This window comes from Haloferax volcanii DS2 (assembly GCF_000025685.1).
Taxonomy (GTDB): Archaea; Halobacteriota; Halobacteria; order Halobacteriales; family Haloferacaceae; genus Haloferax; species Haloferax volcanii.
Window position 1 is genome coordinate 1423079 of the sequence record NC_013967.1, and the last position, 18109, is coordinate 1441187.

The 18109-nt window shown below is 67.7% G+C and carries 18 protein-coding genes; 11 read left to right on the forward strand and 7 right to left on the reverse strand.

Translation table 11 applies throughout. The annotated features are described in order from the left end of the window. The first annotated feature begins 49 nt into the window (after positions 1 to 49). Positions 50 to 1735, forward strand: coding sequence for a TraB/GumN family protein (locus HVO_RS12165; protein WP_004041432.1), 1686 nt, complete (start codon positions 50 to 52; stop codon positions 1733 to 1735). After that, a complete protein-coding gene (locus HVO_RS12170; protein WP_004041433.1) occupies positions 1732 to 2355 on the forward strand; it encodes a zinc metalloprotease in 624 nt (207 codons plus the stop codon). The genes HVO_RS12165 and HVO_RS12170 overlap by 4 nt, the downstream gene beginning before the upstream one ends. A 214-nt stretch (positions 2356 to 2569) precedes the next feature. Here HVO_RS12170 and HVO_RS12175 read toward each other — a convergent pair whose 3' ends face one another. Further along, positions 2570 to 2806 carry a hypothetical protein gene (locus HVO_RS12175; protein ID WP_004041434.1) on the reverse strand — a complete coding sequence of 79 codons (237 nt, stop codon included), beginning with the start codon at positions 2804 to 2806 and terminating at the stop codon, positions 2570 to 2572. A 416-nt stretch (positions 2807 to 3222) separates the two neighbouring features. Here HVO_RS12175 and purM point away from each other — a divergent pair, with 416 nt between their 5' ends. Further along, positions 3223 to 4197, forward strand: coding sequence for a phosphoribosylformylglycinamidine cyclo-ligase (purM, locus tag HVO_RS12180; RefSeq protein WP_004041435.1), 975 nt, complete (start codon positions 3223 to 3225; stop codon positions 4195 to 4197). Between the two features lie 72 nt (positions 4198 to 4269). Continuing rightward, positions 4270 to 5574, forward strand: a complete 1305-nt coding sequence (locus HVO_RS12185) for a cytochrome P450 (protein ID WP_013035648.1) — start codon at positions 4270 to 4272, stop codon at positions 5572 to 5574. Positions 5575 to 5622: 48 nt separating this feature from the next. On the opposite strand, the gene HVO_RS12190 is transcribed toward HVO_RS12185, so the two are convergent. After that, a complete protein-coding gene (locus HVO_RS12190; RefSeq protein WP_004041437.1) occupies positions 5623 to 6162 on the reverse strand; it encodes a CBS domain-containing protein in 540 nt (179 codons plus the stop codon). Positions 6163 to 6229: 67 nt separating this feature from the next. Further along, complete coding sequence (locus HVO_RS12195; protein WP_004041438.1) at positions 6230 to 6589, reverse strand: DUF555 domain-containing protein; 360 nt, start codon at positions 6587 to 6589, stop codon at positions 6230 to 6232. Positions 6590 to 6946: 357 nt separating this feature from the next. Here HVO_RS12195 and HVO_RS20955 point away from each other — a divergent pair, with 357 nt between their 5' ends. Beyond that, a complete protein-coding gene (locus tag HVO_RS20955) occupies positions 6947 to 7120 on the forward strand; it encodes a hypothetical protein (RefSeq protein WP_004041439.1) in 174 nt (57 codons plus the stop codon). Positions 7121 to 7268: 148 nt separating this feature from the next. Then, on the forward strand, positions 7269 to 8000 hold the full coding sequence (psmB, locus tag HVO_RS12200; protein ID WP_004041440.1) for a proteasome endopeptidase complex subunit beta: 732 nt from the start codon (positions 7269 to 7271) through the stop codon (positions 7998 to 8000). A 140-nt stretch (positions 8001 to 8140) separates the two neighbouring features. On the opposite strand, the gene HVO_RS12205 is transcribed toward psmB, so the two are convergent. Then, positions 8141 to 8518 (reverse strand): hypothetical protein, encoded by a 378-nt coding sequence (locus HVO_RS12205; RefSeq protein ID WP_004041441.1) that lies wholly within the window; start codon positions 8516 to 8518, stop codon positions 8141 to 8143. 111 nt (positions 8519 to 8629) lie between these two features. Continuing rightward, positions 8630 to 10159, reverse strand: coding sequence for a hypothetical protein (locus HVO_RS12210; protein WP_004041442.1), 1530 nt, complete (start codon positions 10157 to 10159; stop codon positions 8630 to 8632). A gap of 118 nt (positions 10160 to 10277) precedes the next feature. Here HVO_RS12210 and ligA point away from each other — a divergent pair, with 118 nt between their 5' ends. From ligA to HVO_RS12235, 5 genes are all read left to right on the forward strand, one after another. Continuing rightward, positions 10278 to 12035 (forward strand): ATP-dependent DNA ligase LigA, encoded by a 1758-nt coding sequence (gene ligA, locus HVO_RS12215; RefSeq protein ID WP_004041443.1) that lies wholly within the window; start codon positions 10278 to 10280, stop codon positions 12033 to 12035. 64 nt (positions 12036 to 12099) lie between these two features. After that, a complete protein-coding gene (locus HVO_RS12220; RefSeq protein WP_004041444.1) occupies positions 12100 to 12459 on the forward strand; it encodes a hypothetical protein in 360 nt (119 codons plus the stop codon). A 128-nt stretch (positions 12460 to 12587) separates the two neighbouring features. Further along, complete coding sequence (locus HVO_RS12225) at positions 12588 to 13295, forward strand: MBL fold metallo-hydrolase (RefSeq protein WP_013035277.1); 708 nt, start codon at positions 12588 to 12590, stop codon at positions 13293 to 13295. A gap of 101 nt (positions 13296 to 13396) precedes the next feature. After that, positions 13397 to 14230, forward strand: coding sequence for an alpha/beta fold hydrolase (locus tag HVO_RS12230; RefSeq protein WP_004041447.1), 834 nt, complete (start codon positions 13397 to 13399; stop codon positions 14228 to 14230). Positions 14231 to 14319: 89 nt separating this feature from the next. Further along, the gene (locus HVO_RS12235) at positions 14320 to 14538 is read left to right on the forward strand and encodes a hypothetical protein (protein WP_004041448.1); all 219 of its coding nucleotides are present in this window, start codon (positions 14320 to 14322) and stop codon (positions 14536 to 14538) included. A gap of 26 nt (positions 14539 to 14564) precedes the next feature. On the opposite strand, the gene HVO_RS12240 is transcribed toward HVO_RS12235, so the two are convergent. Together HVO_RS12240 and HVO_RS12245 are read right to left on the reverse strand one after the other, a co-directional pair. Then, positions 14565 to 15665, reverse strand: a complete 1101-nt coding sequence (locus HVO_RS12240) for a DNA topoisomerase IV subunit A (protein ID WP_004041449.1) — start codon at positions 15663 to 15665, stop codon at positions 14565 to 14567. Next, a complete protein-coding gene (locus tag HVO_RS12245) occupies positions 15665 to 18061 on the reverse strand; it encodes a DNA topoisomerase VI subunit B (protein WP_004041450.1) in 2397 nt (798 codons plus the stop codon). The genes HVO_RS12240 and HVO_RS12245 overlap by 1 nt, the downstream gene beginning before the upstream one ends. Positions 18062 to 18109 lie beyond the last annotated feature (48 nt).

Sequence of the window (18109 nt, forward strand, 5' to 3'; positions counted from 1 at the left end):
CGTGGGAGATGCCGACACGGATAAAAACCGTGGGGCGGTAAACCCGGCGATGAACGATTCGTCGCCCGGCGAGGGCCACGTCCGCGTCGTCGGCACGGCCCACGTCTCGGCCGACAGCGTCAGAGAGGTCGAAGAGACCGTCAGAGAGGAGCGTCCCGACGTCGTCGCGGTCGAACTCGACGAGGGGCGCTACCGACAGCTGAAGGGCGGAACGCCCGACGACATCGAAGCGCGCGACCTGCTCCGCGGCAACACCGTCTTCCAGTTTATCGCCTACTGGATGCTGTCGTACGTCCAGTCGCGGATGGGAGACCAGTTCGACGTGAAGCCCGGCGCGGACATGCTCGCGGCGGTCGAGACCGCCGAGGAAGAGGGTCTCGACGTGGCGCTCGTCGACCGCGACATCCAGGTGACCATCCAGCGCTTCTGGCAGCGGATGGGCACGCTCGAAAAGATGCGCATGGCCGGCGACCTCCTGTTCGGGGTCGCCGACGCCCGCGGGGTCGGCGCGGTGTTCGGCATCGCCGTCGGCGTCGTCCTCGGGCCGCTCGTCGGCCTGTTCGGGGGCGCGGTCGGCGTCACCGACCTTCTGTTGACGCGCACGGCCACGGCCGCAGTCTTCGGTGGCGTGGCCGCGTATCTGCTCTACACCGTCGCCTCGTTCTCCCTCGACGGCGACGACGCGATTCTCGCTGGCCTCGGCGGCGGCGCGGCAGTCGGTATCGTCGCCGGCTTCGGTCTCGGAGTCGGTACCGGCTTCGTCTCCGGACTCCTCGGGAGCCTCGGCACCGCCATCGTCGGCAGCCTCGTCATCGGCGTCCTCGCGGGCGTCGTCGTGGGCGTCACCGTCGGCGCGGTCCTGAACGCCTTCGGCCTGTTCGCGCCCGTCGAGGGCGACGCCGACGCCGACTACGAGGAGTTCGACATGGCCGAACTGACCGACGGCGACGTGGTCTCGGCGATGATGGAGGAGTTCCGCCGGTTCAGCCCCGGCGGCGCGGAGGCGCTCATCGACGAGCGCGACGCCTACATCGCCCACCAGCTCGTCGCGCTCCGGCGGTCCGGTCGGCACGTCGTCGCCATCGTCGGCGCGGGCCACCGCGAGGGCATCGAGAACTACCTCGCACACCCCGAGACGCTCCCGCCGATGGAGTCGCTCGTCGGCGTCGCGGAGAAGGACGGCTTCCCGTGGGGGAAACTGCTCGGCTTCGGCGTCACCGCCGTGTTCATCGCCTTCTTCGTCCTCCTCGCGATGGCCGGCGTCGGCAACGAACGACTCCTGACCATCTTCGGCGCGTGGTTCCTCATCAACGGCGTATTCGCCGCCGCGCTCGCCAAGGTCGCCGGCGCGCGGTGGACCTCAGCCCTCGTCGGCGGCCTCGTCGCGTGGATGACCTCCATCAACCCGCTTCTCGCGCCCGGCTGGTTCACCGGCTACGTCGAACTCCGCCACACGCCGGTCAACGTCGGTGACATCGGCACGCTGAACGAGCTGCTCGACGACGAGGAGACGCCCATCGTCGAGCTCGTCGGCCAGATGTTCGACGTGCCGCTGTTCAAGCTCATCATGGTCGTCGCCATGACGAACATCGGGAGCATCGTCGCGAGCTTCCTCTTCGTCACCTACGTCATCCCCGTCATCGCCTCCGACCTCGGCGGCGTCGCGGGCGTGACGAACCTGATGTTCGAGGGCGCGCGCAACAGCGCCGACCTCATCTGGAGGTCCCTGACGTGAACGTCTCGTTTTCCTCGCGCGAGCTCCGCGACCTGCTCGTCGCGTGGGTCGCGCTCGGCCTCGCCTTCGCCATCTTCTTCGCCGGCGGCGGCAACCGCACCATCCAACTGCTGACGAACGGGTCGTTCGGTCTCGCGCTCGTCGTGAGCCTCCTGACGGCCGGCGTGGGCTTTCTCCTCCACGAGGTCGCCCACAAGGTCGTCGCCGTCAGGTTCAATCAGGTGGCCGAGTTCCGCGCCGACTACGGCATGCTCGCGGTCGCCATCATGAGCGCGCTCGTCGGGTTCATCTTCGCCGCGCCCGGCGCGGTCTATCACCACGGCGTGCTCACAGAGCGCGAACACGGCCTCATCGCCCTCGCGGGACCGGTGACGAACCTGCTGCTCCTCGTCGCGTTCGCGCCGGTGCTCGTCGTCGGCGTCCTCGTCGGCTCCGACGTAATCCAGCTCGTCGGCTCGCGCGGGCTCATCATCAACGCCTTCCTCGCGGCGTTCAACATGCTCCCGCTCGGCTCGCTCGACGGTAAGACGGTCAAGGCGTGGAGCACGCCGGTGTTCGCCGGTGTCCTCGTCCTGTCGATTCTCCTCACCGTCGGCCTGTTCCTGTTCGTCGGGTTCTGACCCGACCGGCGGGGGTTTCGGACGACCCCAATCGCGCTATTTCTGGCCCGTCTCGTTCTCGAAGTCGCGAGCGACCGCTAGCGTCGGACGGGAGAACAGAGAGCACTCGAAGGACTCGGGGCGCAGTCGGTACTCGGGGCGCTACGAGGACGAATGCGGGGAGAAGGGGAACCGAGACGAATCCGGGTTGGTCGTCCGCGTCGAGGACCGCGGTTTACTGCTGGCCGTGGTCGCGCCCGAGGACGAGCGCGACGGCGTGGAGGGCGATGAGGCCGACGAAGAGGGGGAGTTCGCCGGGCGAGAGGCCGCCGCTGAGGACGGGCAGGTACGCGAGGGGCAGCGCGACTGCCGACCAGAAGGCGACGGTTTCGAGGGGGGCGTACGCGAGGCGACCGACGGTCGATGCGAAGTCGAGCGCGATCGAGTCGTTCGTGGAGGGGATTCCGGACATCGTCACTTCTGCATACGACAGGGACCATAATATAAGGGACCGAGCGTTACCGTGAATTCGGGTCCTTTTTCGACCGTTCAAGGCCGGGTTACGGGAGACATTCTCTTTTCGTAACGTTTTACAAACGTCTCAAATCACCCGAGAATGTTTATCCGCTCGTCTCGTGCTTTTTCGCAAATATTGCAATAGCTGTCTATTATTCAATAACATTGGCTCGGAAGCGGGCGATTAGGAGGGTCGTAGCGGGGGGCGTCTCGGAGCGCGCACGCTCGGCAGGAAGTGGGTAACCGAAGGGGGCGACGCCGGCCCATCGTCTATCCGTCGTCGGTCGGGTCGCCGGCGAACGCTCATCTATGCGAGAACGTGTATGATTCGTACCCTGTGATTTTATATTTCGGCCTATCTCGTACACGAACATGACGAACGACGACTCCGACGGAATGACCTACGCCGACGCGGGCGTCGACATCGAAGCGAGCGAGGCCGCGACCGCCGCGCTCGTCGCACAGGTCGGCGGCGGGTCGGGCGACTACGCCGGCCTGCTCGACATCGGCGACCGCTACCTCGGACTCGCCACCGACGGCGTCGGAACCAAACTGCTCGTCGCCGAGGCGCTCGACGACTACTCGACGGTCGGCATCGACTGCATCGCCATGAACGCCAACGACCTCGTCGCGGCCGGCGTTCGGCCCGTCGCGTTCGTGGACTACCTCGCGGTCGACGCCCCCGACGAGACGTTCGCCGAGCAGGTCGGACAGGGCCTCGCCGCGGGCGCAGAGGAGGCCGACATCGAACTCGTCGGCGGCGAAACCGCCGTCATGCCCGAGGTCATCAACGGCCTCGACCTCGCGGGCACCTGCGCGGGACTGGCGAAGAAAGACGCCATCTTCCCGGGCGAGGCCGAGGAAGGCGACGCGCTCGTCGGCTTCCCGTCGTCCGGCATCCACTCGAACGGTCTCACGCTCGCCCGCAAGGCCGCGACGGCCGACGGCGACTACGACGACGACTGGGACGGCGACGACTACGACACCGTCGGCGAGGCGCTCCTCGAACCGACGCGGCTCTACACCTACCTGCTCGACGACCTGCGCGCCGCCGAGACCAACGCCGCGGCCCACGTCACCGGCGGCGGGTGGACCAACCTCGAACGCATGGGCGAGTTCCGCTACGTCGTCGACGACGCGTTCGACCCGCAACCGGTGTTCGAGTTCGTCCAAGAACGCGGCGGCGTCTCCGACGAGGAGATGCACACGACGTTCAACATGGGCACCGGCTTCGTCGCCGCGGTTCCCGAGGAGAACGCCGAGGCGCTCGTCGAGGCGACCGACAGCCGCGTCATCGGGCGCGTCGAGGCGGGCGACGGCGTCTCGATTCGCGGCCTCGACCTCTGAACGCGGACTGCTCGTTGAGTCGAACTGTTCGATGAGAAGCACTATTTTATCGATGTTCGCCATAGTGGTGGTGTGACTTCACCGCCACCGACTCCGAGCGGCCTCCCGCTCGTGGGCCACACCGTCGGCTTCGCGGCCGACCCGTTCGGCTTCGTCGCCGACCTCCTCGCGGACCACGGCGTCGAGGACGCGGTCGGACTCGACGTGGTGGGGATGGACGAGCTGTACGTCCTCGCCCACCCCGACCATTTCGAGCGGGCGTTCGTGACCGACCGCGACTCAATCGTCAAGGGCGGCGAGTTCGAGGCCGCCTTCGGCGACGCCATCATCGCCGCCGAAGGCGACGAGTGGCGGCGACAGCGCGACGAGCTAGACCCCTTCTTCCGCTGGGACCGGGTCGACGACTACGCGTCCGTGATGCGCCGACAGGTCGAGCGCCGCCTGCGGACGTGGCCCGACGCGGGAACGCTGTCGCTCGAATCCGAGATGAAGGCGGTCACCTTGGACATCATCTTCGCCACCATCCTCGGTCGGGAACTCGACCGCGACGGCGACGAGCGGATTCGGTCGGCCGCCGACGGTCTCAACGGCCGCTTCGCGCCCGCGTCGTGGGTGCTGCCGTCGTGGGTGCCGACGCCGAGTCGACGCCGGTTCGACCGCGCCGACCGCGTCCTCCGCGAGGAGGTCCGAGAACTGGTCGAGACCGCCGACGACGAGAGCCTCACGCGCCGCCTCGCAGACGCGCTCGGAACCGACGCAGACTACCCGACGACCGTCGAGTCGCTGGAGAACCAGCTCGTGGGCATGATTTTCGCCGGCCACGAGACGACCGCGCTCGCGCTCACCTACGCGCTGTACCTGCTCGCGACCCACCCCGAGACCCGCGAGCGCGCCACCGCCGAGGTCGACCGCGTCGTCGGCGACGGCCCCGTGACCGCCGAGGCGACCCGGGAGCTTCCGGTGCTCGAACGCGTCATCAAGGAGACGATTCGGCTCTATCCGCCGGTCCACACGCTCCCGCGAGAGACGGCGAAACCGTTTCCGACCGGCGACCGGGTCATCCCGGCGGGCACGGACATCCACCTCTCGATCATCCGCATCCACCGCGACGAGCGGTGGTACGACGACCCGCTCGCGTTCCGGCCCGAGCGATGGGACGACGACACCGACCGACCCGCCTACGCCTATCTCCCCTTCGGGGCCGGACCGCGGAGCTGTCTCGGGCGAGCGTTCGCGCTCACGGAGGCGAAAATCGTGCTCGCGACCGTCCTCCGCGACTTCGACCTCGACTGGGGCGGCGACGGAGCGTTAGCAATCACGCCCGAAATGACGACCCAGCCGAAGGGAGAAACGCCGCTCGTCGTCCGGCGGCAGTGAGTCCGCAGCGGCGGGCTGTCGGGGACCGACCGTCGGTTCGGGGCCGCCTCAGATGTGGGCCGCGATGTCGGCCTCGGTGATGATACCGACCGTCTCGCCGCTCTCGACGACGATGATGGCCGAGTTGTGGTCGAGGTAGACGCCGATTTCGTCCAGCGTCGTCTCGGGTTCGACGGTCGTGACGCCCTCGGACATGACCTCGTTGACGGGGCGGTCGGTGACGTCGTCCTCCTGGACGTGGCGGATGTCGGCGTTCGAGATGATGCCGAGCGGGCGGCCGTTCTCGATGACGGGCAACTGCGAGAAGCCGGCGTCGAGCATGATGTCGCGCGCCTCGCGGACGGAGTTGTCGGGGGCGACGCTCCGGACGGTCGTGTTCATGATGTCTTCCGCGCGCACGATGCGACCCTCGGCCTCGTCCAGCGCCTCGACGATGCGCCGGAGCGTCGAGAGGCGCGGGTCGACGTCGCCGCCTTCGATGCGGGCGATGAGCGGCTGTGAGACACCGGCCATGTCGGCGAGTTTGCTCTGCGTCAACTCCAAGGAGTTCCGCCGTTCCCTGAGGTCCTGCGGCGTGGGGAGTTCCATGCCGGAGTGATAACCCGTAGTTATGAAAAAGTGTTCCGGTCGCTCACCGGAGATGGGAGTCGCCGCGTTACTGCTCTTCGTCGGAGTCGAACTCGCGGATGTCGATGACGTCGAGAGGAACGTCGCGGAGCGCGCCGCCGACCTCGCTTTTGGCGATGCGGGAGGCGTGCTTCTCGCCGTCCGCGTTGAAAATCTTGATTTCGAGGAGCAGGCCGACGAGCGCGGTGTTGGCCGCGATGAACGCGGAGTCGAACGGTTCGCCACAGGCGGGACAGGGCGTCGCGCCGACTTCGACCTCGACGTACTCCTTGTCCTTCTGGTTGAGTCGCTTGCCGGCCTCGCTGACCGCGACGCCGATGGCGTCGTCGATGTCTTCTACGTCCCGGACCAACCAGGCCGCCTCCATCGCGACGAGATAGTTGCTCATACATACGTTACGCGCCGGTGGGGTTTCGTGTCTTGTGGTTCGAGTGTCGGGGCGCGTGGGATTCACACGCCCGACGCGCGCACCGACCGCGACGCGACCGAATCCGCGATGCGTCCGAATTCGCGACGCTCCCGCCGCCCGACCGGGGCGCGCACGACCCGCGCATGCCACGGTGATTATCGCTATAACTTATAGAAAAGCACTCCGCGGGTCACGCGCGACCCACGCCGAATAGTCGGCCTAGTTGGTCTAGAGACAAGTACGCTTTAATCGACAGACAGCGTCGGGGTGTTCCGCGTCGGATTGAGAGAAGATTTATATACTGGCACCGCCCGAGCCTCGACTGAGGACACGGTGATGATTCCCCGCCTAACCAAGTACGTCCTGTTCGCCGCCTACCAGCTATCGGTCGCGATGGGCATCGCGCTGCTCCCCGTCGCGCTCGCCGCCCGTCGGATGGGCGTGACCCTGCCGATTCGCCGGCTCGTGGAGACGACCGGAACCGCCTACGAACGCGCCGCGGGTCGCTAACGCGACTCGGGCGACTCCCTCCTTCCGACGCCGCTCACCGCGAGCGACCGCCTCGCGCGGCCGCTGCCGACGCGCGTCTGACGCTTTGGCACCGGCAACGGAGAGGTGAAGGGTTGCATTTATCAGCGCCGAAGTGCAATCGGAGACAATGCGTACCCCGACTCACGACGAGTTCTCCGGCCGTCTCGACTCGCTGAACGGCGACCGCTCGAACGTGTTCGGCCCCGAGCTCGGCGAGTTCTCGAACGCCGACCGCCGCGCCGACGAACTCGGTGACAAAGAGACGAAGACCGGAACGACCACCGTCGGTATCAAGACCGAAGAGGGCGTCGTCCTCGCGACCGATATGCGCGCGAGCATGGGCTACATGGTCTCCTCGAAGGACGTCCAGAAGGTCGAAGAGATTCACCCGACGGGCGCGCTGACCATCGCCGGCTCCGTCTCGGCCGCCCAGTCGCTCATCAGCTCCCTCCGCGCCGAGGTCCGCCTGTACGAGGCCCGCCGCGGCGAGGACATGAGCATGCAGGCGCTGTCGACGCTCGTCGGCAACTTCCTCCGCTCGGGCGGGTTCTACGTCGTCCAGCCCATCCTCGGCGGCGTCGACGAGACCGGCCCGCACATTTACAGCATCGACCCCGCCGGCTCCATCCTCGAAGAGGAGTACACCGTCACCGGCTCCGGCAGCCAGTACGCCCTCGGTGTGCTCGAACAGGAGTTCGAAGACGGCCTCAGCATCGAGGAGGCGAAGGGAGTCGCCACGAAGGCCATCCGCTCGGCGGTCGAGCGCGACCTCGCCTCGGGTAACGGCATCAACATCGCCGTCGTCACCGAGGATGGCGTCGACATCCAGCGCCACCAGAACTTCGAAGGCCTCGAATAAGTCGCCCGCAGTCGGCGGTTTCTCTCCATTTTCGCGATTCGTGACCGGCGGGACTGACCGGAACTCCCGCGGTGGGAGCCCCGCGACGAAACCGCCGTAACGGAGCCCCGCGACGAAATCCCCGCGGCCGAATCCCTCGCTCAGTCGCCGCCCGGAAGCGGCCGCAAGAGCCCGTACCACGCCCGGTAGACGACCACGCCGAGGACACGTCCGAAGCCGAGGCTGTACGTGAACGACTCGGTGCGGGGAAGCAGTCGGCGCTCGACCGCGAGGCCGACGAGGCTGACGACCAGCCCGCGACGCCGATTCGACCGAACCTTCCAGCAATCGCGGTCGTACGCCCACACCTGTCCGACTCCCCACGCTCCGCCGACGGCCAGTCCGCCCGGCGACAGCGGCGTCGGCTCGTGGGACTCGTCGTCACTGGAGCGGAGCAGACGGCGCATCGACACCATCCAGAGCGCGGTGAGAACTGCGATGCCGAGTTGAGCGACCGCTTTCGTCCGACGGGAGACCATACGCGGTCTTCGCGGGACGCAGTAATAGTTATTTCTCCGACAAGACGTGAGAGCGTCGGCGGCCGGCGAGCACGGCCGCGAGCGTCGTCGCGGACGCGGGCGCTCGCGCCGTCAGAACCAGTCCGAGAACGCGCCTTCGAGCAGCGATTCGGACTGCCGTTCGACGTACTCGCGTTGCATCTCGCGGAGCGCCGCCCCGAAGTCGCCGCCGCCGTCGAGGGCGTCGCTGACGCGGGCGCGCTTCCAGTCGGCCGGCGTGACGCCCGTCTCGACGCGCTTTCGCAGGGGTTCGAGATAGTAGTTGGCCTCCTCCTCGGAACAGCCCGCGAGCCGAAGCCCGTCGCGGGCGTGGACGAGCAGGTCCTCGTAGAGCTCCGCGCCGGTCACGTCGTCGCCGTCGACGTCTATCCACCGTAGGTCGCCGTGCGGCCCCTCGCGCATCGCGGTGTAGAAGTTCTCTTCGGCGGTCTCCCAGTCGAGGCCGATGACGGGATGGTCGAGTCGAGGGAGCCGTTCCATGAGCCCGGCGAAGGCCGCCTGGAACGCCACCGAGTCGCGGACGGTCGGCTGGCCCGCGATGGGTCGGAACTCGATGCGGGCGTTGGCCGACGACCGGGACGCGCCGTCGAACACCGGGCGGACCCACCGCCAGTAGGTGCCGTGTTTCCGGCGGAGCGTGGCGAAGTCGTCGTCGAAGCGGTCGCCGCGTTCGACCGACATGGGGACCATCGTGGAGTCCTCGACGACGCGGTCGACCGCGTCCTCGACGGTGTCGAGGTCGCCGGGGAAGGCGACCTTCTCGTGGTCGCCGGAGTTGAGCACCGACTCGAACACCGCGATGCGGTTTTCGTCCCACCCGTCGTCGAGAATTTCGTCGGCCGTCGCGTCCTCGTCGTAGAGGTCTGCGGGGAAGAACGGGGAGTTGACGCCGAGCGCGAGCAGCGGCCCGGCGACCCGCAGCGCGTAGTTGAAGTGGTACGACAGGTCGTCGGCGTGCGGGACCTGATAGTGCGGCTGGATGGACGTGATGAGCGCCTCGGGCATCACGGTGTCCGCTTTCAGCGAGACGTGCGGCGCGTCGAGCGTGAACGACGCCGGGGCGGTCGGCCCGTTCGCCATCGCGTGGTAGCGCACGGAGTTGCTCATGTTCGTGGCGAGGCGGACGCCTCCGTCGGTGATGGAGTCGGTCAGATACTCGCGGGCGCTCTCGCCGGCCGGCGGGATGCTCCACATCCCATCGGAGACGAGGCGCATCCCCTCGGCGGCGGCGCAGTCGAGCGCGGCGTCGAGTCGGGCGCGGACCTCGGATTCCTGCGCGCGGAGGCCGTGGGGGTTCAGCGGCTGGGGGCTCGTGGTCATCTCGGCGTTGTGGAGTCCGAGTTCCTTCTCGAAGCCCATGAGGCCGAGCAGGCGGCGCGGGACCCGCATGAGCGCGTGCACGTCGTCTTCGCTCGCGGACCAGCGACCGTCGGAGACGGCGTAGAACTCGTACTCCAAGCCGACGATTGACTGGTGGTTATCGAAGGTCCCCTCGCGCAGTTCGCGCTTGAGCACCTCGGCGTCGGCTTTCGCTTGCGCTTCGAACTCGGCCGCGTCGACCGCGAGCACGTCTTCGACGCGCTCTGCGAGGTCGTCGCTCATACCCGGCGTTCTGGCGTCGAACGCCTTCAACTTCCCGGCACTCCGGACGTTCGACAGCGAATCACATCCCCGACGACTGTCGAGACGCTTTTGCCCCGCGCGGCGATACCCACGGACGATGCAGTTCGCCGAGTTCGCCGCCCGCGCCGCCGAGATAGAAGCCGAGCCAGCGGACCTCGCGGTCGTCTCGCTCCTCTCAGACCTCTTTTCGGACGCCGGCGACGACCTCCCGACGGTCGCCCGGTTCGTCCAAGGTCGCGTCTTCCCTGCGTGGGACTCGACCACGCTCGACATCGGCCCGCGGCTCTGCCACGAGGCCATCGCCCGCGCCGCCGGCCCGAACGTCTCCGCCGACGACGTGGAAGACCGCCTCGCCGACCGCGGCGAAATCGGCGCGGTCGCCGCGAGCTACGACTTCGGCGGCCAGCGCGGCCTCGCCGCCTTCGGCTCGGGCGAACAGGACGGCCTGACCGTCGCCGAAGTCGATTCGGAGCTCCGCGCCCTCGCGGCCGCCTCCGGCTCCGGCAGCGAGGAGACGAAGCTCAAGACGCTCTACGGCCTGTTCAACCGGACCGACCCCGACGAGGCGCGCTTCCTCGCGCGGCTCGTCCTCTCCGAGATGCGCATCGGCGTCGGTGAGGGAACCGTCCGCGACGCCGTCGCGGAGGCGTTCTTGGTCGCCCCCGCGGACGCCGCCGCCATCCGCGACGACGACGCCGACGCGGAGACCGAAGCCGCCGCCCGCGAGCGCAGAAACGAGGCCATCGCCGCCGTCGCCCGCGCCTTGCAGGTGTCGAACGACTACGGCATGGTCGCCGGACTCGCCCGCGACGAGGGCGAAGCCGGACTCGACGGGGTTCGCCTCGAAGTGGGCCGCCCCGTGCAAGCGATGCTGGCACAGGCCGGCACCGCCGCCGACGCGCTCGGCGAGTGGGGAACCGCCGCGGTCGAGACCAAGTTCGACGGCGCGCGCGTGCAGGTCCACCGCGACGCCGACGGCGAGGTGTCGCTGTTTTCGCGCAACATGGAGGACGTGACCGACGCGCTCCCCGAGGTGGTCGAGTTCGTCGCCGGCGCGGTCGACGACCCCGTCATCCTCGACGGCGAGGTCGTGGCGATGGACGACGGCGGCGAGCCCCTGCCGTTTCAGGAGATTCTCCGTCGCTTCCGCCGAAAACACGACGTAGACCGGATGCGCGAGGAGGTCCGGGTCGAACTCCGGGCGTTCGACTGCCTGCACGCCGCCGGCGACGACCTCCTGGCCGACCCGCTTGCCGCCCGCCACGACCGACTGACCGCGCTCCTCGGTGACGACTCACCGGCCGTCTCGGACCTGCTCCTCTCGGACGACCCCGACGAAATCGCCGCCTACGAGGCCGACGCCCTCGACGCCGGCCACGAGGGTATCATGCTGAAGAACCCCGACGCGCCGTACTCGCCGGGCGACCGCGGGAAGAACTGGCTGAAGCGCAAGCCCGACGTGGAGACGCTGGACCTCGTCGTCACCGGCGCGGAGTGGGGCGAGGGTCGCCGCGCGGAGTTCCTCGGGACGTTCCTGCTTTCGGCCCGCGTCGAAGCCGAGTCCGGGGACGACGCCTTCGAGACCATCGGCAAGGTCGCCACGGGCATCACCGACGAGGAGTTGGCCGAGTTGACCGACCTCCTCGAACCCGAAATCGAACGCGAGGCGGGCAAGGAGGTCGACATCCGCCCGTCGGTCGTCTTCGAAGTCGGCTACGAGGAGATTCAGACCTCGCCGACGTACTCCTCGGGCTACGCGCTTCGGTTCCCGCGGTTCGTCACCGTCCGCGAGGACAAGACCGCCGAGACGGCCGACTCGCTGGACCGCGTGGAGCGACTGGCCGACTCGCAGTGAGCGACGCTCGCGGCGGGTCGCGCCCAAAGAGATATACTGTGCTAAAATCCACAGGTTCACACAAATGCCCTCCACGGACGTTAACGCCCTCCTGAAGCCGCTCGCGATCTATACGGGGCTCCTCGGGCTGGTTACTGTCGGTGCGGTGTATCTCGCCACGCACTCGGGGCTGTACATGCTCGGATTGACCGGGGTCGGCGTGCTCCTCGTCGTACTCGGCGGTGGAGTCGTGAGCCAGATGGGTCCGAGCAACGTCGAACACGCGGGCGAGAAGGGCGGGACGAACAGGGTCGTCTCGAACGCGGGGCTGTGGTCCCCCGTCGAGACGGACACCTCGCTTCGCCTCACCCTCCTGTGCTACGGGGTCGGCGTGTTCCTGTGGAGCCTCGTCGTGTTCGGCGTCCTGCGCGACACGCTCGTCTGAGCGGGACCCCGCGCATCCGCCACCGTCGCTCGCCACCCGTCACCCGCCACCGCCACCCGCCGCTTGCCCTTCGCGGCCGACTCGGCCCGAGAGCCGCGCTTTTTACCCCTCGGTCCGAGGTGTCGCGTATGACCATCAAACACGACGGCCTCGACGTGTCGTGGCTCGGCTACGCGACCGTCAGAATCGAGTCGCCCGACGGCTTCGTCGTCTACTTCGACCCCGGCCGCTACGGCGTCCTCGACGACTACTACGCCCGCGACGGCGATCTGATTTTGGTCACGCACAACCACCACTACGACTCCGACGCCATCGAGCAGGTCGCAGACGCCGACGCGACCGTCGTCGCGTTCGAGGGGGTCGACGCGGCGACTATCGACCGCGACGTGGTGCCGGTCGAGGACCTCCCCTACGGGACGGTCCGCGTGGACGAGGAGGCCCACCTCACCGTCGGTGAGGTCGACGTGTGGTCGCTCCCGGCGTTCAACGACCCCGACGGCCCGCATCTCCGCGACGGCGACGTGGTTCACCCGCAGGGGTTCGGCTGCGGCTTCCACATCTCGATTGCCGACCGAACCGTCTTCTGGCCCGGCGACTCCGACGTGCTCGAAGGCCACAAACATCTCGAAGTGTCGCTGTTTCTCGCCAACATCGGCGGCTCGGTCGTGATGGACCGCCGCGAGGCCGCCGACCTCGCGGAGACGCTCGACCCGGACCTCGTGCTTCCGATTCACTACGACACGATTCCGCTTCTCGAAACCGACCCGGACGCCTTCGTCGTGGACGTGGCGAACCGGGGTATCCCGGTCGTCCTCGACGATCCGGATCAGGTCTGAGGCGGCGACGGCGGGACCGACAGCCGGGCAGACAAACAGACAACCAGACGGACTGGCGAATGGACCGAACGATTTTGCCGCGTCGGGCCGTCGGTTCGCGTATGGACCTCGACTACGGCATGCTCGGCGGCCGGCGGCCCTACTACCGCTTCGGTGACGCCGACGCCGACCCGCTCGTGGTGCTTCCCGGCCTCTCCGACGCCTTCCAGCGCATCGACCCGAACCGCGGGACTGCGGCGGCGCTCGCCGCCCTGTTCCGCGAGTTCGACGACCGCGACGTGTGGGTGGTCGGCCGCTCGCGACACCTCCCGGTCGGCTCGACCACCCGCGACATGGCCGCGGGCTACGCCGGCGTCATCGACGAACAGGACCTCTGGCCGGCCGACGTTATCGGCGTCTCGATGGGCGGCCTCGTCGCCCAGTACCTCGCCGCCGACTACGGCGACTACGTGGACTCGCTGGCGGTCGTCGCCGCCGGGACGCGACTCGGCGGCCACGGCGAGAACGTCGTGACGCGCTGGCGCTCGCTGGCGGGCAAGAGCCGGTGGGCCGAGGTCGTCGCGGACGCGGAGCGGGAGTCCGCGACCGGCCTCGAAGCGACGGTCGCCCCGGCGCTCATCGAGGCGGCCGGCCGGGTCGTCGACTTCCGGCCCGCCGTCCCCGCCGACGCGGTCGTCTCCTGTACGGCCTGTCTCGAACACGACTCCCGAGAGATACTCGGTGACATCGACGCATCGACGCTCGTCGCCGCCGGGAAGGCAGACCGACTGTTCCCCGAACCGCGGATTCGAGAACTCAAAGGCGGCGTCGCGGACGCGACGCTCGCGCTGTTCTCCGGGGCGGGTCACGACCTCGCGACGAGCGAGCCGCGAACACTGAACGGCGTGGTCAGACGCTATTTCGACGGATTCCGCGGCGACGGGCTGTATCCGTAAGCGCGAACCGCGAGCCGCGACGCCACCGAACCGAATCCGAACCCTCCGCGCGGCGACAGGCTCATACAGCGGGCGACCGTCGAACCGCCATGCGCGACGCCCTCCGGTCGAGCCCGCTTTTCAGTGTTCGTCGGCTCTTCATCTGTCTCGCCGCCACGCTCGTCGTCCTGACGACCGACGCGCTGTTTTTTCACATCAAACCCATCCAAACCACCGCGGGGTTCGCGACCGAGCTGGCGATTCACACCCTCGGCTTCTACGGCGGGTTCACTATCGTGGCGCTGTTCAATCTGACCGAAACGAGGTAGAAAAACGGCGACGGGAGTGAGCGGGGTTAGATGATACCCATCTCGTCGAGGCGCGTCGGCAGGTACTCGTCGGTCACGAAGTCGAGACCGCGGGAGGCAAGCGCCTGCTGTTCTGCCTTCTTGCCGATGTCGAGTTGGAGCTCTATCTGCTCGGTCCAGTAGTCGCCCATGAACCGCGGGTCCTCCAGTTCGGACTGGAGCGCGTTGATGTCGGAGTCCGCGAGCGGGTCGGTCGGGAGGTCGTAGTCAACGATGTCCTGCGGCTGGATGCCGACGAACTTCGCGTCGGGTGTGGCGAGGTACTCCGAGAGGTGCGCGGATTTGATAGAGCCGTAGGCGACCGAGCCGAAGATGCGGTAGGACCACGGGTCGCCGTCGGTGAAGACCACGACCGGCAGGTCGAGTTCGTCGTGCAGGCGCTTGGTGATACGCCGGGTGGCGCGCGCCGGCTGGCCGCCGAGGTGGACGACGAGCGCGTTGTAGTCGTCGTCGAAGCCGTTTTCGACGAGTCGGTCGCGCATCCCGCCGGTCTCGACGCACATGACGAAGTCGATGTCGTGTTCGAGGAACTCGATGGTGTCGGGGTTGTTCGGAATCTGGTAGCCGCCCTGTCCCACGTCCAACTGGCAGTGAATCTCGCGGTCGCCGCGGTTCGTCTGCTCGCGGATTTTGAGGGGGCCCATGAGCTTCGCGCCGGACTCCTCCGGGCGCATGTGGAAGTCCTCGCGCTTGACCTCGCTGACGATTTCCAAGTCCTCGATGAGTTTGTTGGACTCGTCTTGGTCCGAAAAGTGCGCCTCCTCGTTGTCCCACGACTCGGAGATGTAGTACAGCTCACGCAGGGTTGACGAGCGGTCCTCGTCGAGTTGGCGCGCGAGGAACTCGATGGTGTAGGCGGCCTTCAGGAGCTTTCGCGCCCCCCGAACGCTGTTCGCAGAGCGCTTCGAGGTCCGGTCGCCGTACACCCAGACGTTGGCGTCCTCGTCGTACTCGATGTTGCTTTTCGTCCGCGTCGGGAGCGTCATGTGCGGAATCTCCCCCGCGTCGAACTGGTCGTAGAACTCCGCCGCGAGGTCGATGAGACGCTCGCGGGCGCGTTCCTCGGATGTCTGCTGGTCGGATGCCATTATACGTTCACCGTGAGTTTCTCCGTCTCGACGCCGTCGACGTTGATGTCGAACGACGCGTCCTGTGCGACCGAGTACGTGAGCGTCGCCGTCTCACCGGACGGCACCTCGGGGTTCCACTTGACGAACCACTCCCCGTCGAGGCCGACGACCGTCGCCTCGCCGTCGAGACCGCCCGGCTCGGCCGAGACGATATCGGTGATGTCCGGCGACTCGTTCGTGTTGGAGTGGTTCGTCACCGTGAGCGTCACCTCGCCGTCGTCGACGGCCCGCTCGACGGTCAGGTTGTTCATGATGCGGCCGAGCGCGCCGTCGATGTTGGGCTCGGGTCGCCCGGTGACCTCCGAGAGCTTCGTCGCCATCTGCGGGAGGATGCGGCCGAGCACGTCCTGTTTCTCGCGGCGCTTCTGGAGCGACCGCCGCTTCGACAGGTAGGATTTGAGGTCGCGGGCCGCCTCGCGGATGGCGAGTTCGACCTCGTCTTGAATCGCCGGCACGTCCGCGAGCGCGTCCTTCGACTCGCTCGTGAAGGGGACGTTCGTGGAGGCGACGTGGACCATCAGAACCGCGGGGCCGTTCGGCATGCCGCTGCCGCCCGGCTGGTCGAGGCCGTAGTTCCGCCAGCCGATGTCCTTGACGACGTGGGTGATGGTACACGCGCCCTGCTGGTAGACCAGCGGGACGCGGTTGGCGAAGCGGAGCAGGTCGATTTTCCCCTCGGACTTGAGTTCGCCGCCGTAGGCGATGCCGGCTTCGACGATAAAGGGGTCGCCGCCGTGGACCTCGGCGTCGCGGGTCGCCGCGGCGTAGAAGTCGGCGTCGAACTCCTTTTTCAGGCCGGCTTCGACGAGTTCCGCCGAGATGGGAGACAGACAGTCCGTCGGCGGCGCGAGGATGTCCGTCTCGCGCATCGCGTCGAGCAGGTCGCGGGCCACGTCGCGGTCGTCGGCGACCTCGCGGACCTTCGGCACCTCGTCGGAGACGGTTCGCATCCGCGACCAGATGGCGTCGGCGATGTTCTCCTGTGCAGTCTCGCCGTAGGTCTCGTCCTCGCGCTCTTTGGTTCGGTCGGCGGCCCACGAGACGAACTCGGCCACGTCGTCGCGGGTGGCGCGGTCGGCCGGGCCGGTCGTCTCGGCGAACTGCGTGGCGATGGAGCGCGCCATCGACAGCTTGCCGGCGTCGTCTTTCTGCGTGGTGGTCACGTCGTCGACGATGGCGTACGCGTCGCCCTCGCGGTCGTCGGTGAGGGCGGGCCACAGCGCCTCGACGACGTTCTCGCGGACCGTCTCACCGAACGAGGTGTCGGTGTCCTCACCGACCGTCTCGGCGGCGTTTTCGACGACAGTGACGAGTTCGCCGTGGGCGATGCGGTCCTTGCCGACGACGATATCGACCAGTTCGTCCGCGAACGCCGCGGTCGCCTCTTTGCCCTTGTTGGCGACGGCGTCCTCGACGACGGCGACGAGGTCGTCGGCCTCGGACGCGTCGGGCGTCCGCCACGTCATCTCGCGGCCGAAGTGCCGGTCGCGGAAGGCGTCGTGAATCTTGTCGGAGGTCTTCGCGCCGACGCGGGTGAACTCCTCTTGGAGGAAGCCGGACACGGAGTACGACTCGGTCGCCGAGAGCATCTTCAGGAGCGTCCCGAGTTCGACGCCGTGGGGGTGGGGACGGATCTCCTTCGTCTGTTTCGGAAGCTGGTCGGTCGCCCGCTCGAACTTCATCGGCTCGTCGAGGCCGGGTTCCCGGAGTTCGATGCGTGCGTGGGGGTTGACGACCGCCGTGTGGAGGATGTAGTCGTGGAGCTGCTGGCGGGCGCGCATGTTGGCTTCCATCTCCAACTCGATGCGCGTGCCGTGGGGGCGGTCCCACGAAGTCGTCTTCTCGGTGCGAATCTCGGGTTCGTTCTGGTCCGTGTTGATGACGAGTTCGAAGTACTCGGCGTCCTCCGAGCCCTGCGTCCGGCTCGTCACCTTGGCGGGCTTCCCGCTCGTCAGCTGCGAGTAGAGGACCGCCGCGGAGATACCGATACCCTGCTGACCGCGGGACTGTTCGCGCGCGTGGAAGCGAGAGCCGTAGAGGAGCTTCCCGAACACTTTGGGCACCTGCTCTTTCGTGATGCCCGGCCCGTTGTCCTCGATGACGAGGCGGTAGTAGTCGCCCGCCTCGGCGATTTCCACGTAGATGTCGGGCTGGATGCCCGCCTCCTCCGTGGCGTCGAGCGCGTTGTCCACCGCCTCCTTGACGGCGGTGACCAACCCGCGGGCTCCGCTGTCGAAGCCCAACATGTGCTTGTTCTTCTCGAAGAACTCGGCGATGGAGATCTCCCGCTGGCCCTTCGCCAGCTCCTCTGCGATCCCCGGCTCGTCACCGAGTGTCGACTGGAACGAGGTCATTTCCTGATGCGCATCTACCCAGTCCCGCGTTAAGTACTCACCGGCAGC